The organism is Streptomyces sp. NPDC050564 (assembly GCF_044457265.1).
Classification (GTDB): Bacteria; Actinomycetota; Actinomycetes; order Streptomycetales; family Streptomycetaceae; genus Streptomyces.
In genome coordinates this window covers 1-23,165 of sequence record NZ_JBITGS010000033.1, presented here as the reverse complement: position 1 = coordinate 23,165, position 23,165 = coordinate 1, and the positions used below count along the sequence as shown (strand labels likewise).

Sequence of the window (23,165 nt, the reverse complement as noted above, 5' to 3'; positions counted from 1 at the left end):
GTAGCTTCGAAGGGACCCCTCGTGCCCAGCATCGATCTCACCGGCAAGGTCGCCGTCGTCACCGGCAGCGGCCGTGGCCTCGGCCTGGCCTACGCACACGCCCTCGCGGCCGTCGGCGCCTGCGTGGTCGTCAACGACGTCGACGAGGCCGTGGCCGAGCAGGCCGTCAAGTCCATCACCGAGGCCGGCGGCAGGGCCGTCGCCGAGGTGGTCGCGGTCGGCACCTCCGAGGCCGCCGACCGGCTCGTCGCCCGCGCGGTGGAGGAGTTCGGACGGCTCGACATCCTGGTGACCAACGCGGGCATCCTGCGCGACAAGGTCCTGTGGAAGATGACCGACGAGGACTTCGACGCGGTGATCACCACCCACCTCAAGGGCACCTTCACCTGCGCCCGCGCCGCCGCCGTGCGGATGCGCGAGCAGGGTGAGGGCGGCAGCATGATCCTGGTCGGCTCGCCGGCCGGGCAGCGCGGGAACTTCGGTCAGACGAACTACGCCGCGGCGAAGGCGGGCATCGCCGCCATGGCCCGCACCTGGTCGATGGAGCTGGGCCGCGCGGGCATCACCGTCAACGCGATCGTGCCCGTCGCCGCGACCGCGATGACCGAGACCATCCCGGCTTTCGCGCCCTACATCGAGGCCATGAAGCAGGGCGAGCCGCTGCCCGACTTCCTCCGCAAGGGCGAGGGCTTCGGCACCCCCGAGGACTGCGCGGCCCTCGTCCCGTTCCTCGCCTCCGAGGCCGCCCGCGGGGTCACCGGGCAGGCCATCGGCATCGGCGGCGACAAGGTGGCACTCTGGTCGCATCCGCAGGAGATCAAGGCGGCGTACGCGGACGGCGGCTGGACCCCGGACACCCTGGCCGACGTCTGGGCCGGCTCGGTCGGTGCCGAACCGCAGACCGTCGGGATCCCCGCGCCGAAGCTGCCGGAGGCGTGATGGCCCTCACCATGGACCTCAGCGAACTCGTCGCGATCGACGTCCACACCCACGCCGAGGTGTCGTCGAAGGGCCACTCCTCGCTCGGCGAGGACCTGCACGACGCCTCCAGCGCCTACTTCAAGGTCGAGGGAAAGCGCAAGCCGACCCTGGAGGAGACCGCCGCGCACTACCGCGAGCGGAAGATGGCCGCCGTGATCTTCACGGTCGACGCCGAGTCCGCCACCGGCACCGAGCCCGTCCCGAACGAGGAGGTCGCCGAGGCCGCGGCCGCCAACCCGGACGTGCTGATCCCGTTCGCCTCCATCGACCCCTTCCGTGGCAAGGCGGGGGTCAGACAGGCCCGCCGGCTGGTCGAGGAGTACGGGGTGAAGGGCTTCAAGTTCCACCCCAGCATCCAGGGCTTCTTCCCCAACGACCGCTCGGTGGCGTACGACCTGTACGAGGTGATCGAGGAGACCGGAACGATCGCCCTCTTCCACACGGGACAGACGGGGATCGGCGCCGGCGTGCCCGGCGGGGGCGGGATCCGGCTCAAGTACTCGAACCCGCTGCACGTGGACGACGTGGCCGCCGACTTCCCGCATCTGAAGATCATCCTGGCGCACCCCTCCTTCCCCTGGCAGGACGAGGCGCTCGCGGTGGCCACGCACAAACCGGGCGTGCACATCGACCTGTCCGGCTGGTCGCCGAAGTACTTCCCGCCCCAGCTGGTGCAGTACGCCAACACGCTGCTGAAGGACAAGGTCCTCTTCGGCTCCGACTATCCCGTCCTCACCCCCGACCGCTGGCTCGCCGACTTCGCGAAGCTGCCGATCAAGGACGAGGTCAAGCCGAAGATCCTCAAGGAGAACGCCGCCCGCCTGCTCGGGCTCACGCCGTAAGGGGCCACCCCATGTGCCATCCCATGTGCGACGACGGACAGGGGCAGACAGATGCGCAATGAGGGACTGGGGTCATGGCCCGCACGCCGGGCCCGCAAGACCCCGCACCGCACCGCCCTGATCCACGGCGACCGCAGCGTCGACTACGCCGAGCTGTACTCCCGCACGACCCGGCTCGCCCACGCCCTGCGCGCCCTGGGCCTGCGCCGCGGCGACCGGATCGCCTATCTCGGCCCCAACCACCCGGCGTACCTCGAAACGCTCTTCGCGGCGGGTGTCCTGGGCGCGGTCTTCGTGCCGCTCAACCCCCGTCTCGCCGGACCCGAGATCGCCTACCAGCTGGGCGATTCGGGCGCCAAGGCCCTGCTCTACGCACCGTCGCTGGCGGGGCTCGTCGCGGGTCTGCCGGGCAGCACCGATGTGCGGACGTTCGTCGAAGTCGGCGACCGCTACGAGGAGTTGATCGCCGGGGCCGACGACGAGGCGATGGACCAGCCCGTCACCGCCAACGACACCTGCATCATCATGTACACCTCGGGCACGACGGGCCGCCCCAAGGGTGCGATGCTCACCCACGGCAATCTGACCTGGAACGCGGTCAACGTCCTCGTCGACCACGACCTGATCACCGACGAACGCGCCCTGGTCTCGGCCCCGTTGTTCCATACGGCCGGGCTGAACATGCTCACCCTGCCGGTGCTCCTCAAGGGCGGCACCTGCGTCCTGGTCGAGTCCTTCGACCCGGCGGCCACCTTCGACCTGATCGAGCGGCACCGGATCACCTTCATGTTCGGTGTGCCGACCATGTTCGACCAGGTGGCCCGGCATCCGCGCTGGGCCGACGCCGACCTGTCCTCGCTGCGCATCCTCACCTGCGGCGGCTCGCCGGTGCCGACTCCGCTGATCGCCGCCTACCAGGAGCGCAGCCTCACCTTCCTCCAGGGCTACGGCATGACCGAGGCCGCGCCCGGCACCCTCTTCCTGGACGCGGAACACGCGGTCGGCAAGGCGGGTTCGGCGGGGGTGCCGCATTTCTTCAGCGATGTGCGGGTCGTACGGCCCGACTTCACGCCGGTCGACGTCGGGGAGACGGGTGAAGTGGTCGTCCGCGGCCCGCACGTCATGCCCGGGTACTGGGGCCTGCCCGACGAGACCGCCGCCGTCTTCGCCGACGGCTGGTTCCGCAGCGGGGATGCCGCCCGGATCGACGAGGACGGCTATGTCTTCATCGTCGACCGCATCAAGGACATGATCATCTCTGGCGGCGAGAACATCTACCCCGCCGAGATCGAGGACCTGCTCCTCGCCCACCCCGACATCGTCGAGTGCGCGGTCATCGGCGTCGCCGACGACAAGTGGGGCGAGGTGCCGCGCGCGGTCGTCGTCGCCCGCGAGGGGGTCGAACTGGACCCGGACGCCGTCCTCGCGTCGCTCACCGGACGCCTCGCCAAGTACAAGATCCCGAAGTCGGTCGTCATCGCGGACGAACTCCCGCGCACCGCCTCAGGGAAGCTCCTCAAGTCCCGTGTCCGTACGCGGTACGGCACCACCAACTCATCAGCAGGGAAGCGCATATGAGCATCACCGTGAACGGCCTCGACGAACTCAAGAAGCTCGCGGGCAGCGACCTCGGCACCAGCGACTGGATCCAGATCACCCAGGAACGCATCAACACCTTCGCCGACGCCACCGGCGACCACCAGTGGATCCACGTGGACCCGCAGAAGGCCGCGGAGGGCCCCTTCGGCGCACCCATCGCGCACGGCTATCTGACCCTCTCCCTCTTCATCCCGCTCTTCACCGGGCTGCTGGAGGTCGAGGGCGTGTCGACGAAGGTCAACTACGGCCTGAACAAGGTGCGTTTCCCCTCGCCGGTGAAGGTCGGTGCGCGGATCCGTCTGGTCGCGAGGCTCGCCTCGGTCGAGGACGTGCCGGGCGGGGTGCAGATCGCCGTCGACGGCACGATAGAGATCGACGGCGGCGGGAAGCCCGCCGCCGTCCTGCAGAGCCTGTCGCGTTTCTACGCCTGACCTCTAGCCCTGGCGGTACGCGTACACGGTCGTCGCCACCGCGCACGCTCCGGGCGAGACCACCTCGGCCCGGAGCGTGCCGCGTACGGTGTCGTAGTCCACGCCCTCCGCCTCGTAGGTCCCGCTCGTGCACAGGCTGCGTTGCGGCAGCGCGAAGAGGCTGGTGATATGGCCCGTGACCGGCTGACCGTCCAGGTTCCGGTCCAGGTCGACCTGGAGCAGCGGCCGGTCCTCGGGGAAGAGCGTGCGCGAGCCGTCGTCCGAGGCGCACAGCAATCGGGTGGAGTTCACGAAGTCGCAGCCCTGGATGTCACGGACCGGCTTGTCGAGGGTGATCTGCCAGACCTCCGGCAGGGCACCGCCGGTACGCGGGGTCGACGCATTGAGCAGGGGAGCGGGAAAGACCTGGAGCCGGTTCTGGTCGCCCCACTCGCCCGACACCAGCCACTGCCCGTCGGGCGACACGGTGGCGAAGGAGTTGTTCAGCTTCTCGCCCGGGTCGAGCTGATGGACGTACTCGTAGCGCTTCCCGGCGGGTGTGGTGACGGCGAACATCTTCGAGGTCGCCGTGTCCGGTCCCTGATAGGCGTCGAACACATAGCCCTGTGCGATGTCCGGGTCGCCCACGTGGTTCCAGCCCTTGATCCGCAGGTCCAGGGGGATGGAGGCGAGCCCGCGGTACAGCAGTGAGCCGTTCGCGCGGCTCGCCAGCCCCTGACCTCCGCTCAGCGAGTCGACGTACGCCGTGCCGGACTCGGTCCAGCGGGGCTCGCCGGCGACGGCGGACGACGTACTCATGCCGACCGTGAAGACACCTAACAGGGAGGCCAGAGCGAGGAACTGACGAATCATTACACACCTGCCACATCGACGAAGACCGGGTTGGCATAGAACCACGTATCGACCCACGGGTCACCGTTGCCGGGCACGTGCGGAATCGGGCCGTGCGGGTCGATCGAGGCGCCGAGATATCCGGCACCATTGCGGTTGCCGTCGCTGCCGCGCAGCCGGACGTAGAAGGACTCGTCGCCGGCGACCAGCGGGATGCGCAGGGTGTAGGTCCCCTTCCGGCCGCTCACGTCCCGCGTGTGGACGACCCTGGTGTCGGGCGCCCGCCAGTCGTCGCGGTCGGCCACCGGGCCGCGCACCGTGCCGCGGATCACGTCGACGTGCGCCAACTCTGGCAGGATTCCCTGGGGGTTGGGGCGCGTGGCGGTCGTCACGGTGACGCTCAGCGTGAGCTTCTCGCCCTTGCGGACGCGCAGCCGGCCGCCCATGGTCACCCCGGGGCCGTGGTCGCGGTCCCGCTTCAGCCGGACGTCCAGCCCGTCGAGCAGATGGCCGTGGTCCAGCCAGACCCGGCCCGCGCGCAGGCCCGCCATCACCGCACGGTAGCCGTAGCGGGTCACGCCCACATGCGTGCGGCTGAACTGGCCGGGCCAGAAGTCGCCGCCCGGCTGCTGCGTGTCGGTGTTCACCGGGTCGGGGAGGTGCCCGGTGTTGTCGAAGTTCTGCCCGGGCGCCCAGTCGCCGTTCTTCCAGGTGTCGAAGACGACGCGGTGCACATCGGAGTTGGTGGTGATCGTGAAGAGCCGCCCCTCGGCGAGCATCGCGTCCCACATGCCGCCGACGGTCGCCGTCATCCAGTCGAAGCCGCCGTACAGAACGTACGCGTCCTGCGGGTACCCGGCGAAGGAGTTCTCGGACGGCTTGTTGACGTACTCGCCGCGCTGCTGGCCGGAGCCGACCCAGCCGGGGATGCCGCCGCCCTGGGCGCCGGGCGCGCCCTCCATGCCGATCACGATCTCGGGGGCCGCGTCGCGCCAGTTGCGCATCTCGTGCGGGGAGTCGATGCCCAGGCGCAGCGGGTGGTTGGCGAGAACGAGGACGTCGTCGACGTACCCGGTGCGGCGCTGTGCGGCCAGCCACTCGATGGCCTTGACCGCGTGCGCCTCGTTGCGCGCCGTGTCCGGGTGGGTCGGGGAGCCCGCCGTGTAGCCCAGCAGCTTGCCGTCGTAGGCGAGTTCGAACTGGGTAAGGAGGTCCACCTCGTGCGGGCCGGGAGCGGCGAAGACGGTGGCGTGCTCGGCGGCCGGGATGTACCACTCCAGGCCCTGGAAGATCAGCTGGCGCGGGTTCTGGGCGCGCGCCTTGAGGATCTCCTGGTGTTCCAGCTTCGCGCCGTAGTCGGCGTGCCCGAAGTTGGAGTGCTCGTTGAAGACCATCCAGTCGAGCCCGTACCGGGCGCCGGCCCGGGCGAGTTGGGAGAACGTGTACTTCGCGTCGTGGCTGTAGACGGAGTGGATGTGGTGGTCGCCCACGAGGTAGGCGAGGCGCGGATCGTTGCCGCCGTAGCGTCCGGCGGAGGCGGCCGCGGGAGTCGCGAGCGAGCCCACCGCGAAGGCCGCCCCGAACAGGCCCGCGCGACGCAGCAGCCCGCGCCGCGACATGCCTTGCGGGTCCAGCGCGGCGGGGGAGACGGACGGATCGGCCCAGTCGGGCAGTTGCTGCTCGGTCATGATCGTGTGAGTCCCTCGGGTCTTGGGGTCAGTGGTTCATGAACGACGTGACGGGAAGGGCGCGCTCGACGATCCGGACGTCGCCGAGCCGGCCGTGCAGAATCTGGTCGATCTTCCCCGCGTACTCGTAGCCGCCGAGCAGCCACGGCAGACCGAGGGAGGTGAGTCCGACGGCGGAGGCGTGCGGATTGCGGGCGACCGGGCAGCCCTGGACGTACATCGTGGTGTGGGAGCCGTCGTTGACGACGGCGACGTGCCACCACTGCTCCCGGGCCGTCTCGTCCCCCCAGTTGGTGGTGATGCCCTGCTGGTTGAGCGGCCGGACCGCCCACTGCGGGCCGGGCCCGTCGGACAGGGAGAGCGTGGCGAGCGGCTCGTCCGGGTCGTCCGCGGTCTTGCCCGCGCCGCCGCCGGTGCCGGTGCGGCTGATCAGCGAGGCCCAGGCGTTGTGCGAGGCGTCCCAGTCGTCGGGCAGCTGGTAGAAGGCCTCGATGGTGTAACCGCGCGGGAAGGTCGCCGAGTTGAGCGGGGCGCCGTCGACCGTGCGCAAGTACGCGCCCTTCAGAGGAGGCTTGCCGCCCTGGAAGGTGAGGCTGCCGTGGCCCGGCTGGTCCGGGTGGTGGGCCGACGACCAGCTGAGGGCGCCGTCGGCGACCTTCACGACGGTCAGGTCGTTCCCGTGCCCGGACAGATCGCGGACCGTGCCCTCGACCGCCGTACCGTCGTCGTGTCCGTCGAAGCGCCAGTACGCGACGGTGTCCCGGACGAGCATCTGCGAGGCGGGCCGCGAGGGTCGGGCGGGCACCGGCGCGAAGCCCGCGAAGCGCTCCTCGAAGTCGAGGGCGACGGAGAACCGGTCGGCGTCGCCGCTGAGTTCGATCTCCTGCCGCTCCAGCTCGTTGAGGCCCTTGGCGGCCCGGCCCAGGATCCACGGCGAGATCGTCTCGACGTCGATGGTGTTCCGGTCGAGGTCGAAGCGGTAGAGGCGGATCATCGCCGCGCCGCCGTAGTAGCGATTCTGATAGTTCGTCAGGTGTAGATGTACGTCGTTCCCGGCCGCGTTCTTGCGGGTGGCGCGGGCGGCGGGCCAGTAGTGACCGTTGAGGGTCAGGAAGATCTGGTCGTGATCGTCGACCAGTTCGTCCCACAGGCGCTGTCCGTACGAGGAGAGGGTGTCGTCCTCGACGACCAGCTCGTGCGTGGTGAGGATGACGGGCGTCTTGGGGTGCGCCGCGATGACGTCCTTCGCCCACGCGTAGCCCTTCGCCGACAGCCGCCAGTCCAGCGCGAGGACGAGCCACTGCCGACCGGCGGCGGTGAAGAGGTGGAAGGTGTTGTAGCCGTCCGGCGAGGCACCGCCGAAGGTGCGGTGGTGCGCGAAGCGCTGCGGCCCGAAGACGTCGAGGTACGGCGTCGCCCCCCGCTGGTCGTCCGTGGACGACCTGATGTCATGGTTGCCCGCGAGCACGCTGTAGCCCACGCCGCGCCGGTCGAGCAGCTCGAACGCCTTGCCCGCCGCGTCGAATTCGGCCTGTGCGCCGTTCTCCGTGAGGTCGCCCAGATGCGAGAGGAAGACGATGTTCTCGTCCTTGCCGTGCTCCAGGAGGTAGCGGAGCGAGGCCTCGATCGGCGCGGGGTTGATGCTCGGGCCGTCGAAGAGGTACTGGGTGTCGGGCATGACGGCGAGGGTGAAGCGGCGGCTCTCGGGGTCGGGCCGCCGGCTCGCCTCACGGGCTGCCGCCTGGGCGGCCGGGGGCAGCGCGACGGTCGTGGCGGCCGCGCCGATCAGCGCCGTGGCCCGCAGGAAGTTACGTCTTCCCGCATCGGCCTGGCCGGCTTGGGCGTCGGCCTGACCGGCCTGCGTCCGGGCATGCGAAGTACACACGTCTGCTCCATCAAGGGGCGTCGAAGAGGTGGGTGCGCGAGGAGGCGTCGAAGAGGTGGATGCGAGCGGGGTCAGAGCACGCGCAGCGTCCAGGACCAGCGGTGCGTACCGGTGTCGATGAGGTACTCGGGCGAGGTGTCGGGCCCGCACGAGGCGGTGCCCAGGCCCCGGTGCGCGGCGTCGATGTGCACGACGCAGCCGGGCCGCGGTACCAGTTCGTCGTGGTGGGTGGCGGTGGCCAGGTCCGCGGCGCGGTACCGCGTCACGGACACCTGGCGCGGTTCGTCCAGTGCGACCGAGAGGCCGGTGGCGTCGGGCGCCGACAGCGTGAACTGTCGTACGCCGTGCCGTCCGCCGCTCTCCTGCGGACGCAGATAGGGAGTGAACAGCTCGTCCACGGGCAGGCAGTGGTGGCCGACGGGCGCGCCGGCGCAGCGGTCCGGATACGACTCCCAGGGACCCGGCCCGTACCACTCCAGGACATCGAGCCCGGGGACGGTCTCGAAGACCGAGCCCACCCGCGCCACGTCGTCGAGGCCGTCCGGCAGCTCGGCCGATTCCTCGACGAGGACACCACCCTCGACGCGCGTGAACACCTGCTCATGGCGCACAGTGCCCGCCCGGGTGTCGTACTCGGCGAGCACGGTGACGCTCCCTCGGCCTTCGGCCCCGGGGATCCCCATCTCGCTTCGCTCGCCGTCACGGTGGACGGCGACGACCTTGCGGACGAGCGTGTGGAGTCCCCAGGCGCGCCAGCGCGCCGCGGCGCCGCCCAGCTCGTCGTTGTCGGTGGGGGTCCGCCACAGCGAGAGCACGGGCGCGGCGGTGAGCAGCGGGTGAAGGAGGAGTCCGTCCTCGTCGATGTCGACGGGCTCGCCTGCCGCGGGGACGTCCCGCGAGACGTCCTTGTCCTCGAAGTGGTCCCCGCTGTCGTCCCCCCTGTCGGGCGCGGCCCACAGTCGCACCTGTGGCAGGCACACCACTGTGCCGCGCGACGCCCATGGCTCGTCGTCCGCCGTCGTCACGCGCAGCGTCAGCCACGCCTCGCCCGCGTCTTCGGGCAGCGCGAAGGGCAGCGGAACCGTGGCCGACTCGCCGGGGCCCACGTCGGGCAGCTCGGCCGCAGCCGTCAGCGTGCCGCCGTCCGCGAGCGACAGCTCCCACTCGGCGGCCAGCCATTCCAGCCCCCGGAAGTGCTGGCGGTTGGCGATGGCCGGCCCCTCGTGGTGGAAGTTCGTCAGCGTCACCGGCGCCGCGATCTCCCGGTGCTCGTACATCACCGGCTTCGGGGTCCGGTCGGGGAAGACGACCCCGTCGGCGATGAAAGCGCCGTCGTGGATCGCCTCGCCGAAGTCGCCGCCGTACGCCCAGCGGTGGCCCGGTGCCGCGACACCGTTGTCATACAGCCCGGCGCCACCGCGCCCGGCCGGTCTTCCGTCGTTCACGCGTTGGAGAATGCCGTGGTCCCAGAACTCCCAGATGAAACCGCCCTGAAGCCCCGGGGTTGACTCGATGGCGGCCCAGTGGTCGGCGAGCGTGCCGTTGCTGTTGCCCATGGCGTGTGAGTACTCGCACTGGATGAGCGGCTTGGTCTGCGTCCCGGAGAGGGCGTGGGCGACACAGTCCTCGATGGGCGCGTACATGGGGCAGGCGATGTCGGACGCGACGCTCGGGTCGGCCCAGTCGAGCTTGGCCGCGCCCTCGTACTGCAGCGGCCTGGTCGGGTCGTGGCGGCGCAGCCAGCCCGCGGCGGCGTCGTGGTTGGCGCCGTAGTCGGACTCGTTGCCGAGAGACCAGATGATGACGGAAGGATGGTTCTTGTCGCGGAGCGCCATCCGCGCGACACGGTCCACGAAGGCACTGGTGTAGCGCGGGTCGTCGGCGATCTCGTGCGCGTGGTCGTGCGCCTCGATGTTCGCCTCGTCCACGACGTAGAAGCCGAGCTCGTCGGCGAGGTCGAGGAGGGTCGGGTCGTTCGGGTAGTGGGCCGTGCGGATCGCGTTGAACCCGAAGCGCTTCAGCAGCTCCAGGTCCGCGCGCATGTCCTCGTACGACACCGTCCGTCCCGTCAGCGGATCGAAGTCGTGCCGGTTGATGCCCCGGATGTAGATCCGCCTGCCGTTGAGGAGCAGGTCCCGGCCGCGGATCTCCACCTCGCGGAAGCCGACGCGGTGGTACGAGGTGTCGGCGACCGAACCGTCGGCGCGGTGCAGCCGTACGGTCAGGCCGTAGAGCGCGGGCGTCTCCGCGGTCCACGGGCGGACGTCGCGGACGACCGTGGCGAGGCGTGCCTCGCCGAGGAAGTCGGAAACCCGGCCGTCCTCGGTGTTGAAACGGTCGAACTCCGCGTCCTGCGCAAGGTGTTGACCGTCCAGCTCCCCGCTGACGTACCAGCCCTCGGGCAGCGCGCCCGAACTGCTCCGCATCTGACAGTCCACCCGCAGCTCCCCGTCGAGCCGCGTCCGCACCGTCACGTCGGCCAGATACAGCGGATCGGTGGCGTACAGCAGGACTGAGCGGGTGATCCCGCCGTGCCACCACTGGTCCTGGTCCTCGATGTGCGAGGCGTCGGACCACTTCACGACGGTGAGTCGTACGGTGGCGCGCCGCCCGGGACGGACGATCTCCGAGAGATCGAACTCCGCCGCGAGGTGCGAGTCCTTGGAGATGCCGACCGGCCGCCCGTCGACATGGACCAGCAGAACACTCTCGGCGGCTCCGACCTGGAGCACGATCCGGCGACCGGACCACTCGGCGGGGACGTCCACGTCACGCTCGTACACGCCCGTCGGGTTGGCGGCGGGCGACGCGGGCGGGAACTCGCCCCACGGCATCCGGAAGTTGGTGTACCGGGGGAGGTCGTCGGTGCCCTGCATGGTCCAGGCGCCGGGGACCTCGATCCGGGCCCAGTCACCGAGCGAGCCGTCGGGCGCCGGCAGCAGCTGGAACCGCCAGTCACCGTCCAGCGACAGCGCGCCCGGCCGTCGGTCGACGGTGTTCATCGGCAACCGCCCCCAGGAGGTCACCTCAGGTGCCTCCCAGGGGCGCAGGGCGATCAGGGGATCGGCGGGCAGTGGTCCGCGGATCGACGGATCGGTCATCAGCGGATGGCCCCCTTGCCGAGGTCGCCGATGATCTGCTTGGCGCCGATCGCGAAGACGATCAGCAGCGGGATGAGGGCCAGCAGCGCGCCCGTCATGACCATCCCGTAGTCGGTGGTGCCGTGGACGCCGTTGAGCTGGGACAGGGCTACCTGGAGGGTCACGTTGTCCGGGTTGGTGAGGGCGATCAGCGGCCAGGCGTAGTCGTTCCACTGGCCCATGAAGGTGAAGATGCCGAGGAAGGCGAGGCCGGGCCGGACGACCGGGAGCGCCACGTGCCAGTACTGGCGCAGGAATCCGGCGCCGTCGAGCTTGGAGGCGTCGAGGAGTTCGTCGTGGATGGCGCTCTTCATGTACTGGCGCATCCAGAAGATGCCGAACGCGTTGGCCGCCGCCGGGACGACCAGCGCGGTCATCGAACCGATCCAGCCCAGCTTCGCCATGATCACGAACTGCGGGATGGCCTGGAGCTGCGCCGGCACCATGAAGATCGCCATCATCAGCGCGAAGAGCACCCGGCGCCCGGGGAACTGGAACTTGGCGAAGACGAAGGCCGCGAGGGAGTCGAAGAAGAGGACCAGGACCGTGACCGAGCCGGCCACGAGCAGGGAGTTGAACATCGACCCGAAGAAGTCGACGTTGTCGAAGAGGTGGCGGAGGTTCTCCAGGAAGTGCGAGCCGGGCAGCAGCTTCGGCGGGTAGGAGAAGATCTCGGTCGACGAGTGCGTCGACATGATCACGGCCCAGTAGAACGGGAAGACCGAGAGCAGCAGGCCGACGATCAGGACCAGGTGGAGGGCTGTGCCCCGCTGCCGCGAACCCTTGATGGATGCCATGGTGGCGGTCTCCTAGTCTTCGCCCCGGCGCTGCACCAGCCGCCAGTTGATGATCGAGAAGAGGATGACGACCAGGAAGATGCCCCAGGCGACGGCGGCGCCGTATCCGAAGTCGTTGTTGTCGAAGGTCTGCTGGAAGAAGTAGAGGACCATCGTCTGGCCCGCGTGTCCCGGACCGCCCGCGAACGACGAGTTGTTGTCCGTGGTCTGCAGCAGCACCTGCGGTTCGGAGAAGCTCTGCAGTCCGGTGACGGTCGAGATGACCAGCACGAAGAGCAGCACCGGACGCAGCAGCGGCAGCGTGATGCGGAAGAAGGTCTGCACGGGCCCGGCGCCGTCCATCCGCGCCGCCTCGTACAGCTCGCTCGGGATGGTCTGGAGCCCGGCGAGGAAGATGATCGCGTTGTAGCCGGTCCACTGCCAGGTCATCAGCGTCGCGATGGCGACCTTGATGCCCCAGGGACTGTTCAGCCACGCCACCTGGTCCAGGCCGAGCGCCTGCAACACGGCGTTCATCAGGCCGAAGTTGGTGGAGAAGACCGAGCCGAAGATGATCGCGACGGCCACGATCGAGGTGACGTTCGGCAGGAAGAACGCGAAGCGGTAGACGTTCTTGAAGCGGACCGCCGAGTTCAGCAGCACGGCCGTGACCATCGCCAGGAAGATCATGGGGAAGGTGGCCAGCGCCCAGATGATGATCGTGTTGCCGATCGCCGTCCAGAACTGGCTGTCCCCCAGCAGATAGCGGTACTGCGACAGGCCCGCGAACTCCATTGAGCCGAGCCCGTCCCAGCGATGGAAGGACAGGTAGAGCGAGAAGCCGACCGGGATCAGGCCGAAGGCGAGGAACAGGAGATAGAAGGGGGAGATCGCGGCGTACAGCCGCCAGTAGCTCAGGATGCCCTTCTTCTGATGGACGACGGGGGCGCTGGCCACGACCGCCGGCGGTGTCTCGACCACGGGTGCGGTAGCCATCAGTAACTCACCCCCAGGTGGTCCGCGATGCGCCGGCACTTGCTCATGGCGTCCTTCCAGGCCTGCTTCTCGTCCTTGCCGAGGACGGAGAAGTTCCGCAGCTCGTCGTCGATCGGGGTCTTGAGCGCGATGTCGTACGGGCTGTTGTAGGCGACCGGGATCTTCTCCGCCGCCGGTCCGAAGACGTCCATGGTGATCTGGTTGCCGAAGAACGCGTCGGGTTCGCGGAGCTTCTTCAGGCCGTACGACGCCGGGGTCGAGGGGAAGAGCACCGAGTCGACGAAGCCCTGGGCCTGGTTGTCCGCGTCGAGCATCCAGGTGATCATCTCGAAGGCCTGCTCCGGCTCCCGGCACGCGGTGGTGATGGCAAGGAACGAACCGCCGATGTTCGACGGCCCGCCCGGACAGGCCGCCACCCGCCACTTGCCCTTGGTCTTCGGCGTGTTGAGCTTGATGTCGCCGGCCGCCCAGGAGGCGTTCAGCTGGCTGGGCAGCAGGCCTCGCTCGGTGGCCGATATGTTGTCCGGCGTGCCGTTGACGATCTTCGAGACCAGGCCGCGGCGGGTGGCCTCGACCGCGCGGTCCCAGGCGGTGCGCACATGCTCCTGGTCGCCGATGAAGTGCCGGTCCTTGTCGACGAACCGCTTGGTCGTCTGGTTGATCGAGATGCCGTAGATGCTGAGGGCGTCGGTGAGGATGAACGTGCCCGGGATGCGCTTCTTGAGCTGCTGACCGGCCGCGAGGAACTTCTCCCAGGTGTCCAGCTCCTTGGACACGTCGGTCGGCTCGTAGGGCAGCCCGGCCTTCTCGAAGACGGCCGGCTGGTAGTAGTGCGCGACCGGACCGCAGTCGATCGGGAAGCCCACCATCGAGCCGTCCTCGGCGATGCCCTCGTTCCACTTCCAGGGCAGGTACTGGTCCTTCAGCTTGTCGGCGCCGAGGGTGCGCAGGTCCACGAACTGGTCGGAGTTCGGCAGGTACGAGGCCATGTCCTCGCCCTTGAGTCCGGCGATGTCCGGGATGTGGGCGCGTCCGGTCATGGTGGTCATCAGCTTCGAGCGGTAGTAGCCGCCGATCTGGATGGCCTGCAGGTTCACCGAACTGTCGTAGCGGGTCTTGGCGTCCTGGACGACCTTCGGGCTCAGCCCGCCGCTCCAGTACCACATGACCATGTTCCGGCCGGTGGAACCGGTCGGAACGGCACAGCCGGTCGCCAGGCCGCCGAGCGCCGTGGCGGCCGTACCGGCCAGGCCCGCGCGCAGCAGGCTTCTTCGTGAGAGCCGCACAGCTCCCACCGCCTTTCGGTTCTTTGACGTTCTTCGACGTCTTCGACGTTCTTCGGCGTTCCGCGAAAGCGAGAGGTACCGATCGGGGGTTCAGCGGGGGGTGACGGGCGCGTACTGGACGGGCGGGCCAGGGTCGGCCGGGATCCGGTCGGCCAGGAAGCCGTACGCACGCCGTAGTTCGGGGTCGCCGAGGGAGTGCCACCAGCGGTGCACGCCGTACCAGCCGGGCGCGGCAAGCGCACCGCCGTGCCGCCGCACGGACAGGCCGGCGGCCAGCACCGCGAAGCGCAGGCGTTCCTCGAGTGGCCAGCCGCCGAGCGAGGCCGCGACGAAGCTCGCGCCGAAGACGTCCCCGGCGCCCGTCGGGTCCAGGACATCGATGTCCAGGGCGGGTACGTCGGCGTACTCGCCCGTCGTCTGGTCCACGGCCACCGCGCCGTCGCCGCCTCGCGTGACCACGGCAACCGGCACCAGTTCGGAGAGGGCGCCGAGCGCCGCCACCGCACTGTCGGTACGCGTGTACGCCATCGCCTCGGCCTCGTTGGGGAGGAAGGCATGGCACAGGGAGAGCTGGTCGAGCAGGTCGGTGGACCACTGCTGGGTGGGGTCCCAGCCGACGTCGGCGTAGATCTGCGTGCCGTTCGCGGCCGCCTTGGCGAGCCAGGCGCGCGGCTCGGCCTCGATGTGCACCAGCGCGGTGCGCGCCTCGGGCGGGTCGCCCATCAGCACGTCCTGCGAGTACGGGGGTTCCTGGCCGTGGGTGACCAGGGCACGGTCGTGGACGGGGGTTCCCCCTGCTCGAGCGGGGCCGAGCGCTCCGGGGAGAGCGAGCGAGACGGTGACCGGGGTGTGCCAGCCGTCCGCGGTGCGGGAGAGCGCCAGGTCGATGCCCTCCTGGTCGGCGAGGACTTCACGGCAGTACGCGCCGTAGCGGTCGTCGCCGAAGACCGTGGCCAGGGAGGTGCGCAGGCCGAAACGGGAGGCCGCCACCGCCAGGTTGGCGATGCCGCCGGGGCTCACGCCCATGCCCTCGGTCCAGATCTCCTCACCCGGCGTCGGCGGCTTGCCCAGTCCGGTGAGGACGAGGTCGTAGAAGAGCAGCCCGGTCAGCAGGACATCGGGCCCTTCGTCGCCCACGGGCGCATCCTCTCGTCAAAAGTCTGCAAGCGGTGCACAGGATCGTGCGCGCCTCCCGAGGATTTGGCAAGAGTCGAGCAGAACTGAGCATAGAAATGATTGGGAATGACGAGTACTGTTCACGGCGTGCTGGCAGAGCGACGACATCAACTCATCCTGCGGGCCCTGCGTTCCGGCGGTCCCGCCGCCGTGACCGATCTCTCCGAACAGCTGGGCGTGAGCCCGGCCACGGTCCGCCGTGACCTGTTGAAGCTGGAGGAGGAGGGTCTGCTGACGCGGGTGCACGGCGGCGCGGTCGTGGACGAGGGCGACCAGCCCTTCGCCGAGGTCGCCGAGGTGCGGGTGCCCGAGAAGGACGCCATAGCCGCGAAGGCCGCTTCCCTCGTCGAGGACGGTCAGTCCGTCCTCCTGGACATCGGCACCACCGCGTACCGGCTGGCCCGGCAGTTGCACGGCCGCAGGATCACCGTGATCACCAGCAACCTGGTGGTCTACGAGGAACTCGTGGACGACGAGGGCATAGAGCTGGTGCTGCTCGGCGGGATGGTCCGCCGCGAGTACCGCTCCCTGGTCGGCTTCCTCACCGAGGACAACCTGCGCCAACTGCACGCGGACTGGCTCTTCCTCGGCACCAGCGGGGTCCGGCCGGGCGGGCAGGTGATGGACACGACCGTCGTCGAGGTGCCGGTCAAGCGCGCCATGATCAAGGCCGGGGAGCGGGTGGTGCTGCTCGCCGACCGGGCCAAGTTCCCGGGGACGGGGATGGCGAAGGTCTGCGGCCCTGAGGATCTGGACGTGCTGGTGACGAACGCGCCGGTGGACGCGGCGACGCGGTCCTCCTTGGAGGAAGCAGGCGTACAAGTGGTCGTGGCGTGAGCCCCGGCCGCCCGTCCTGCGTCAATGCACGAACTGCAAAGGTGGTAATTGCGTGAGGCTGACCATTTTGGGCGGCGGCGGATTCCGCGTCCCGCTCGTGTACGGTGCGCTCCTCGGGGACCGCGCCGAGGGCCGCGTCACCCAGGTCGTGCTGCACGACCTCGACGCCGGACGGCTGTCCGCCGTGGCCCGCGTCCTCGCCGAGCAGGCGGCCGGCGTGCCCGACGCGCCCGCGGTGACCGTCACCACCGACCTCGACGAGGCCCTGCGTGGCGCCGACTTCGTCTTCTCCGCGATCCGGGTCGGTGGCCTCGAGGGGCGCGCGGCGGACGAGCGGGTCGCCCTGGACCAGGGTGTCCTCGGTCAGGAGACGGTCGGCGCGGGCGGTATCGCGTACGGGCTGCGCACGGTGCCCGTGGCCGTCGACATCGCACAGCGGGTGGCCCGCCTCGCCCCCGACGCCTGGGTCATCAACTTCACCAACCCCGCGGGTCTGGTCACCGAGGCCATGTCTCGCCACCTCGGGGACCGTGTGATCGGCATCTGTGACTCGCCGGTCGGCCTCGGCCGCCGTATCGCCAAGATTCTCGGCGCCGATCCGCGCGAGGCCTGGATCGACTACGTCGGCCTCAATCACCTCGGCTGGGTGCGGGGGCTGCGTGTCGCGGGCCGCGACGAACTCCCGCGGCTGCTCGCGGACCCGGAGCTGCTCGGCTCCTTCGAGGAGGGCAAGCTCTTCGGCCCCGAGTGGCTCCAGTCCCTGGGTGCCGTCCCGAACGAATACCTGCATTACTACTACTTCAACCGCGAAGCCGTCCGCGCCTACCAGGAGGCGGAGAAGACCCGCGGCGCCTTCCTGCGCGACCAGCAGGCCCGGTTCTACGACGAGATGAAGCGCCCGGACGCCGCCGCGCTGACCGCCTGGGACCGGACCCGCGCCGAGCGCGAGGCCACGTACATGTCCGAGAACCGGGAGACGGCCGGCGCGGGCGAACGCGACGCGGACGACCTCTCCGGCGGTTACGAGAAGGTCGCCCTCGCCCTGATGCGGGCCATCGCCCGTGACGAGCGCACCACCCTCATCCTCAACGTCCGCAATCGCGGCACCCTCTCCGTCCTCGACACGGAGGCCGTCATCGAGGTGCCGTGCCTCGTCGACGCCAACGGCGCGCATCCCGTCGCGGTGGACCCGCTGCCGGACCACGCGACCGGGCTGGTGTGCGCGGTCAAGGCGGTGGAGCGCGAAGTGCTGTCCGCGGCCGAGTCGGGCTCGCGCACCAACGCGGTGAAGGCCTTCGCCCTGCATCCGCTCGTGGACTCCGTGAACGTGGCACGCAACCTCGTCGACGGATACACCTCGGTCCACCCTGGCCTGGCGTACCTTAAGTAAGCGCTTTCCACCTCCCTGGAGACTTCTTATGCACGACGAACGCCGCCGGATCGAGGAGCGCGTAGAGCGCATCCATGACCAGCGCATCAAGCCCGCGATATACGCCGCGTCCGTACCCTTCGAGGTCGAGGCCTGGCAGGCCCCCGGCGAGCCCGTCCCGTTCGAGGAGGCGGCGGCCGCCTCCTACAAGCCCTTCGCGATGGACACCCCGTGGGGTCCGCCGTGGGGTACGACCTGGTTCAGGATGCGCGGCCGGGTCCCGGCCGAGTGGGCGGGGAAGCGTGTCGAGGCAGTCATCGACCTGGGCTTCGTCGGCGACTGGCCGGGCAACCAGGCCGAGGCCCTCGTCCACCGCACGGACGGCACGCCGCTGAAGGCGGTCAACCCGCTCAACCAGTACGTGCCGATCGGCAACCCGGTGGTGGGAGGGGAATCGGTCGACTACCTCGTCGAGGCGGCTTCGAACCCCGACATCCTCGCAGGCGACTTCGCGCGCCCGACCCCGCTCGGCGACGTCCTGACCGCCGGCGACAAGCCGCTGTACGTCTTCAAGCGGGCCGACGTCGCGATCCTCGACGAGGAGGTCTGGCACCTCGACCTGGACGTCCAGGTGCTGCGCGAGCTGATGCTCGAACTCGGCGAGCGCGACCCGCGCCGCCACGAGATCATGCACACCCTGGACCGCGCCCTCGATGCCCTGGACCTGGACGACATCTCCGGCAGTGCGGCGGCTGTCCGCGAGGTCCTGGCCCCGGCTCTTGCCAAGCCCGCGCATGCCAGCGCCCACCGCATCTCCGGCGTGGGCCACGCCCACATCGACTCCGCCTGGCTGTGGCCGATCCGCGAGACCAAGCGCAAGACGTCCCGCACGTTCTCCAACGTCACCTCGCTCGCCGACGAGTACGAGGAGTTCGTCTTCGCCTGCTCGCAGGCCCAGCAGTACGCGTGGGTGCGCGACAACTACCCGCAGGTGTGGGCCCGCATCCAGGAGTCCGTGAAGAAGGGGCAGTGGGCGCCGGTCGGCGGCATGTGGGTCGAGGCCGACGGCAACCTGCCCGGCGGCGAGGCGATCGCCCGCCAGCTCATCCACGGCAAGCGGTTCTTCATCGAGCACTTCGGGATCGAGACCAAGGGCGTCTGGCTGCCCGACTCCTTCGGTTACAACGCGGCCTACCCGCAGCTCGCCAAGCTCGCCGGCAACGACTGGTTCCTGACGCAGAAGATCTCCTGGAACCAGACCAACAAGTTCCCGCACCACACCTTCTGGTGGGAGGGCATCGACGGCACGCGTATCTTCACCCACTTCCCGCCGGTCGACACCTACAACGCCCGCTTCAGCGGCGAGGAGATGGCCCGCGCGACGCGCAACTACCAGGAGAAGGGCGCCGCCACGAGATCCCTGGCCCCCTTCGGCTGGGGCGACGGCGGTGGCGGCCCGACCCGCGAGATCATGGAACGGGCGCGCAGGCTGGCCGACCTGGAGGGCTCGCCCAAGGTGGTGGTCGAGCACCCCGACGCGTTCTTCGCGAAGGCCCGGGAAGAGTACCCGGACGCCCCCGTCTGGGTCGGTGAGCTCTACCTGGAGCTGCACCGCGCCACGTACACCTCCCAGGCCCGCACCAAGCAGGGCAACCGGCGCAGCGAACACAAGCTCCGCGAGGCCGAGTTGTGGGCGACGACCGCCGCGCTGCACGCGCCGGACTACACCTACCCGTACGAGAAGCTCGACCGGCTCTGGAAGACGGTCCTGCTCCACCAGTTCCACGACATCCTGCCGGGGTCGTCGATCGCGTGGGTGCACCGGGAGGCGGAGGCGGAGTACGCCCGGGTGGCGCAGGAGCTGGAGGCGCTCACCCGGGAGGCAGTGACCGCGTTCGCAGCCACCGCCGGTAGCGGCGCCTTTGTCTTCAACACCAGCCCCTGTCGACGCGCAGAGGTCGTCCGCGCCCCGGACGGCACCCTGGCCTACACCGAGGTCCCCGCCAACGGCAGCGCCCCCCTCGGCACGGGACAGCCCCCGCACCCCGTGAAGGTCGCGGGCCGCACCCTCGAAAACGGACTGGTCCGCGTCGAGTTGGCCGAAGACGGAACCTTCGCCTCGGTCCGCGACCTCACGGCGAACCGCGAAGTCCTGGCCGACAAGGGCAACCTGCTGCGTCTGCACACCGACCTGCCCAACTACTGGGACGCCTGGGACGTCGACAAGCACTACAAGAACCGCTACACGGACCTCCTGGACGCCGATTCGATCACGGTCGTCGACCAGGACCCGCTGCTCGGTGCGATCCGCGTGGAGCGGTCGTTCGGCAAGGGCTCGAAGATCGTCCAGACGATCACCGTCCGGGCCGGCAGCCCCCGTATCGACGTCGAGACGGAGATCGACTGGCACGAGGCCGAGAAGTTCCTCAAGGCCGCCTTCCCGGTGGACATCAGGGCTCCGCACTCCTCCGCCGAGATCCAGTTCGGCCACGTCCAGCGCCCCACCCACACCAACACGAGCTGGGAGGCGGCCCGCTTCGAGGTGTACGGCCACCGCTGGGTGCACATCGGCGAACCCGGCTACGGCGTGGCGGTCATCAACGACTCGACGTACGGCCACGACGTCTCCCGCACGGTCCGCGAGGACGGCGGTACGACGACGACCGTACGGTTGTCGCTCGTGCGCGCCCCGCGCGTGCCCGACCCGGGGGCGGACCAGGGCAAGCACCGCTTCACGTACGCACTCCTCCCCGGAGCGAGTGTCGAGGACGCGGTCGCGGAGGGCTACGCGCTCAACCTGCCGCTGCGGGTGGCCGATTCCGCCGGTCCCGCCGAGCCGGTGGTCTCCGTCGACGGCGAGGGCGTGACGATCGAGGCGGTCAAGCTCGCCGACGACGCCTCGGGCGATCTCGTCGTGCGCCTCTACGAGTCCCGGGGCGGCCGTGCCACCGGCACCCTGCGCACCGGCTTCCCGCTCGCCGGGGCCCGGGTGACCGACCTCCTGGAGCGCCCGCTCTCGGAGGTGGACACCGACGGGAACGCGGTCCCGGTCACGCTGCGGCCCTTCGAAGTGCAGACACTGCGCCTGGCCGTGGAGAAGAAGTGACCGTGCTGCCATGAACGTGACCGCTGTTCCCACGAAGAATTAAGGAAGCGGTAAGAGGCCTGGTCACGGTGGGTGCGCCACCCGCCGTGACCACGGCACGTTTCCTGCGCGACACCTGGAGTTCTCCCTTCCCCCCTGTGATGCGGGGGAGACGCGAGAGAAGAGAGGTGCCACCGTGCAGGACCCGCGTATGGCCGCGATCGGCAGGGGACTGAGGCGCAGGGGGAGGCTGATGGCCGAGGCGGTGCGCCCGCCGCGGCGGATCCTGGACGGCGTCCCGTCGCCCCGGAGTTCCGGGACCCCCGACGAGCGGTCGTACGTCGCCCCGCGCGCCCCGCGTCTGGTGGACTCGCCCGTCTTCGTGCTCTCCTCCGTGCGCTCCGGCTCGACGCTGCTGCGGGTTCTGCTCAACAGCCACAGCCAGATCCGGGCCCCGCACGAGATGCATCTGCGCACCGTCCACGTCCACTTGTCCCGTGACTTCACCGCGGATGCCATGAAGGCGCTCGAACTCGACAAGGACGAGCTGGAACACGCCCTGTGGGACCGGCTGCTGCATCTCGAACTCACCCGCAGCGGCAAGCGGATCATCGTCGACAAGACCCCTCCGAACACCCTCGTCTGGCCCCGCCTGCACCGATGTTGGCCCAACGCCCGCTACATCGTCCTGCTCCGCCACCCGGGCGCGGTCATCACCTCGTTGACCAACCGCCGCTCGGACCCGGACCATGAGGCCATCACCGCGGAGGTCCTCGACTACAGCGAGAAGCTGGAAGAGGCCCGCCAGAACCTCGACGCCCACGTGATCACGTACGAACGGCTCACAGCCGACCCCGAGCCGACCACCCGCGGCGTCTGCGACTATCTCGGCGTCTCGTGGGAGAGCGGCATGCTCGACTACGGCACCCACGACCACGGCACTTTCCGCCCCCAGCTCGGCGACTGGAGCGACACCATCAGGTCGGGCCGCGTGCAGCCCGCCCGCGGCGCCGATCCCGAGGTTGAACTGCCGCCCCGGCTGGAGGAATTGGCGCGCGCCTGGGGATATCCGGCGGGCTGACCGGTCACTCGCCGAGCAGGGCGGCCTCCGCTCGCGCGAGCGTCGTGGGGTGGCCGAAGAGTCCGGGCAGACCACCGGTGTGCAGGAAGACGGTGCGTTGCCCCGCGGTGATGTCGCCGTCCTCGACGGCAGCGACCAGCCCCGCCATCGCGCGTCCGGTGTAGATCGGGTCGAGGACGATGCCCTCGGTGCGCGCGGCCAGGGTCAGGGCGCTCATGACCGGTTCGGTGAGCGTGCCGTACCCGTCTCCGACCTGGTCGAGCCGGATCCGCAGCGCCTGTGGCGCGCAGGGCCTGCCGGTCAGCGCGGCGGTCAGGTCCGACACCGTCCGGGCGGGGTCGGCGACAGCGCCGCAGTGCACGCCGAGCACACGTCCGCCGCCGAGCTCGGCGACGAGCCCGGCCATGGTGCCGCCCGAGCCGAGCGCGACGACGACGTTGGCCACGTCGGGTGCCTGGCCCAGGAGTTCGCGCGCACACTCGACGTAGCCCCGGGCGCCGAGCGCGCTGGACCCTCCGAAGGGGATCAGCGCGGGGACCTCGCCCCGCCGCCGCAGCTCCTCGACCACCTGCCGCGCCCGGGACTCCGGTGGCTCACCGTCGCCCGCCCAGACGACGGTGGCGCCGAAGAGCCCGTCGAGCGCGAGGTTGCCGGAGGCCGACGATCCCGCCGCTCTGGCGAGCACGAGGACGACACGGAGTCCCAGCCGGGCGCCCGCGGCCGCGGTCAGCCGTGCGTGGTTGCTCTGTGGCGCGCCGGTGGTCACCAGGGTGGTGGCGCCCTCCGCCAGGGCGGCCCCGCACGTCCACTCCAGCTTGCGGATCTTGTTGCCGCCGCCGCCCAGTCCGGTGAGGTCGTCGCGCTTGACCCACAGGTCGCCCGCGCCCAGACCGAGCGCGCGGGCCAGTCGGGGAGCGGGTTCGAGCGGGGTGGGCCAGCTGCCCAGCCGGGCGCGCGGCGGGGTGCTCTCATCGGAAGGCGTCGTCGTCACCTCGTGAGTATGACCGCCGCGGTCCTTGGGGTGGACCGGGTGGTGGGGGGGGGGGGGGGGGGGGGGGGGGGGGGCGGCCCCGCCCCCCCGGGGGGGGGGGGGGCGGCGCGCGCGGCCCCCCCCCCCCCCGGGCGGCCCGGCCGCCGCGCGGGCGCGGGGGGCATAAGGAGG

The 23,165-nt window shown here is 70.1% G+C and carries 17 protein-coding genes; 8 read left to right on the top strand and 9 right to left on the bottom strand.

What is annotated here, in order from left to right; translation table 11 throughout:
* Nucleotides 1-21 precede the first annotated feature (21 nt).
* Genes ACIBK0_RS38770 through ACIBK0_RS38755 form a run of 4 tightly spaced genes read left to right on the top strand, consistent with a single transcriptional unit; the run spans nucleotide 22 to nucleotide 3,853 of the window.
* Nucleotides 22-939, top strand: a complete 918-nt coding sequence (locus ACIBK0_RS38770) for an SDR family NAD(P)-dependent oxidoreductase (RefSeq protein ID WP_399090683.1) — start codon at nucleotides 22-24, stop codon at nucleotides 937-939.
* An 11-nt stretch (nucleotides 940-950) separates the two neighbouring features.
* Nucleotides 951-1,823, top strand: coding sequence for an amidohydrolase family protein (locus ACIBK0_RS38765; RefSeq protein WP_399090910.1), 873 nt, complete (start codon nucleotides 951-953; stop codon nucleotides 1,821-1,823).
* Nucleotides 1,824-1,874: 51 nt separating this feature from the next.
* Entirely contained in the window at nucleotides 1,875-3,401 is a 1,527-nt protein-coding gene (locus ACIBK0_RS38760) for a long-chain fatty acid--CoA ligase (RefSeq protein ID WP_399090680.1), read from the top strand.
* A complete protein-coding gene (locus tag ACIBK0_RS38755) occupies nucleotides 3,398-3,853 on the top strand; it encodes a MaoC family dehydratase (protein ID WP_399090677.1) in 456 nt (151 codons plus the stop codon). Before ACIBK0_RS38760 ends, ACIBK0_RS38755 begins: the two co-directional genes overlap by 4 nt.
* A 3-nt stretch (nucleotides 3,854-3,856) precedes the next feature.
* Here ACIBK0_RS38755 and ACIBK0_RS38750 read toward each other — a convergent pair whose 3' ends face one another.
* The 8 genes from ACIBK0_RS38750 to ACIBK0_RS38715 form a co-directional block, all read right to left on the bottom strand.
* Nucleotides 3,857-4,705, bottom strand: coding sequence for a hypothetical protein (locus tag ACIBK0_RS38750; protein ID WP_399090674.1), 849 nt, complete (start codon nucleotides 4,703-4,705; stop codon nucleotides 3,857-3,859).
* A complete protein-coding gene (locus ACIBK0_RS38745) occupies nucleotides 4,705-6,372 on the bottom strand; it encodes a histidinol-phosphatase (RefSeq protein WP_399090671.1) in 1,668 nt (555 codons plus the stop codon). The genes ACIBK0_RS38750 and ACIBK0_RS38745 overlap by 1 nt, the downstream gene beginning before the upstream one ends.
* Nucleotides 6,373-6,400: 28 nt before the next feature.
* On the bottom strand, nucleotides 6,401-8,257 hold the full coding sequence (locus tag ACIBK0_RS38740; protein WP_399090668.1) for a LamG-like jellyroll fold domain-containing protein: 1,857 nt from the start codon (nucleotides 8,255-8,257) through the stop codon (nucleotides 6,401-6,403).
* Nucleotides 8,258-8,328: 71 nt separating this feature from the next.
* Nucleotides 8,329-11,358 carry a glycoside hydrolase family 2 TIM barrel-domain containing protein gene (locus tag ACIBK0_RS38735; RefSeq protein ID WP_399090665.1) on the bottom strand — a complete coding sequence of 1,010 codons (3,030 nt, stop codon included), beginning with the start codon at nucleotides 11,356-11,358 and terminating at the stop codon, nucleotides 8,329-8,331.
* Entirely contained in the window at nucleotides 11,358-12,194 is an 837-nt protein-coding gene (locus ACIBK0_RS38730; protein ID WP_399090662.1) for a carbohydrate ABC transporter permease, read from the bottom strand. The genes ACIBK0_RS38735 and ACIBK0_RS38730 overlap by 1 nt, the downstream gene beginning before the upstream one ends.
* 12 nt (nucleotides 12,195-12,206) lie before the next feature.
* Complete coding sequence (locus ACIBK0_RS38725; RefSeq protein WP_399090659.1) at nucleotides 12,207-13,169, bottom strand: carbohydrate ABC transporter permease; 963 nt, start codon at nucleotides 13,167-13,169, stop codon at nucleotides 12,207-12,209.
* Complete coding sequence (locus ACIBK0_RS38720; protein WP_399090655.1) at nucleotides 13,169-14,455, bottom strand: ABC transporter substrate-binding protein; 1,287 nt, start codon at nucleotides 14,453-14,455, stop codon at nucleotides 13,169-13,171. The genes ACIBK0_RS38725 and ACIBK0_RS38720 overlap by 1 nt, the downstream gene beginning before the upstream one ends.
* 90 nt (nucleotides 14,456-14,545) lie before the next feature.
* Complete coding sequence (locus ACIBK0_RS38715; protein ID WP_399090652.1) at nucleotides 14,546-15,592, bottom strand: carbohydrate kinase family protein; 1,047 nt, start codon at nucleotides 15,590-15,592, stop codon at nucleotides 14,546-14,548.
* A 126-nt stretch (nucleotides 15,593-15,718) separates the two neighbouring features.
* On the opposite strand from ACIBK0_RS38715, the gene ACIBK0_RS38710 reads away from it, so the two are divergent.
* The 4 genes from ACIBK0_RS38710 (at nucleotide 15,719) to ACIBK0_RS38695 (ending at nucleotide 22,003) form a co-directional block, all read left to right on the top strand.
* Nucleotides 15,719-16,468: a DeoR/GlpR family DNA-binding transcription regulator gene (locus ACIBK0_RS38710; RefSeq protein ID WP_399090907.1), complete on the top strand. Its 750-nt coding sequence runs from the start codon at nucleotides 15,719-15,721 to the stop codon at nucleotides 16,466-16,468.
* Nucleotides 16,469-16,520: 52 nt separating this feature from the next.
* A complete protein-coding gene (locus ACIBK0_RS38705; RefSeq protein WP_399090649.1) occupies nucleotides 16,521-17,858 on the top strand; it encodes a 6-phospho-beta-glucosidase in 1,338 nt (445 codons plus the stop codon).
* 28 nt (nucleotides 17,859-17,886) lie between these two features.
* Entirely contained in the window at nucleotides 17,887-20,943 is a 3,057-nt protein-coding gene (locus ACIBK0_RS38700; protein WP_399090646.1) for an alpha-mannosidase, read from the top strand.
* A 190-nt stretch (nucleotides 20,944-21,133) separates the two neighbouring features.
* Nucleotides 21,134-22,003, top strand: coding sequence for a sulfotransferase family protein (locus ACIBK0_RS38695; RefSeq protein WP_399090904.1), 870 nt, complete (start codon nucleotides 21,134-21,136; stop codon nucleotides 22,001-22,003).
* Between the two features lie 4 nt (nucleotides 22,004-22,007).
* On the opposite strand, the gene ACIBK0_RS38690 is transcribed toward ACIBK0_RS38695, so the two are convergent.
* Complete coding sequence (locus ACIBK0_RS38690) at nucleotides 22,008-22,994, bottom strand: D-cysteine desulfhydrase family protein (RefSeq protein ID WP_399090643.1); 987 nt, start codon at nucleotides 22,992-22,994, stop codon at nucleotides 22,008-22,010.
* Nucleotides 22,995-23,165: the final 171 nt, after the last annotated feature.

What these genes read in the sequence shown, in the direction of transcription:
- ACIBK0_RS38730 (WP_399090662.1), bottom strand. Translation starts at nt 12,194, where the DNA reads ATGGCATCCATCAAGGGTTCGCGGCAGCGGGGCACAGCCCTCCACCTG.
- ACIBK0_RS38760 (WP_399090680.1), top strand. Translation starts at nt 1,875, where the DNA reads ATGCGCAATGAGGGACTGGGGTCATGGCCCGCACGCCGGGCCCGCAAG.
- ACIBK0_RS38750 (WP_399090674.1), bottom strand. Translation starts at nt 4,705, where the DNA reads ATGATTCGTCAGTTCCTCGCTCTGGCCTCCCTGTTAGGTGTCTTCACG.
- ACIBK0_RS38735 (WP_399090665.1), bottom strand. Translation starts at nt 11,358, where the DNA reads ATGACCGATCCGTCGATCCGCGGACCACTGCCCGCCGATCCCCTGATC.
- ACIBK0_RS38695 (WP_399090904.1), top strand. Translation starts at nt 21,134, where the DNA reads ATGGCCGCGATCGGCAGGGGACTGAGGCGCAGGGGGAGGCTGATGGCC.
- ACIBK0_RS38725 (WP_399090659.1), bottom strand. Translation starts at nt 13,169, where the DNA reads ATGGCTACCGCACCCGTGGTCGAGACACCGCCGGCGGTCGTGGCCAGC.
- ACIBK0_RS38765 (WP_399090910.1), top strand. Translation starts at nt 951, where the DNA reads ATGGACCTCAGCGAACTCGTCGCGATCGACGTCCACACCCACGCCGAG.
- ACIBK0_RS38755 (WP_399090677.1), top strand. Translation starts at nt 3,398, where the DNA reads ATGAGCATCACCGTGAACGGCCTCGACGAACTCAAGAAGCTCGCGGGC.
- ACIBK0_RS38745 (WP_399090671.1), bottom strand. Translation starts at nt 6,372, where the DNA reads ATGACCGAGCAGCAACTGCCCGACTGGGCCGATCCGTCCGTCTCCCCC.
- ACIBK0_RS38700 (WP_399090646.1), top strand. Translation starts at nt 17,887, where the DNA reads ATGCACGACGAACGCCGCCGGATCGAGGAGCGCGTAGAGCGCATCCAT.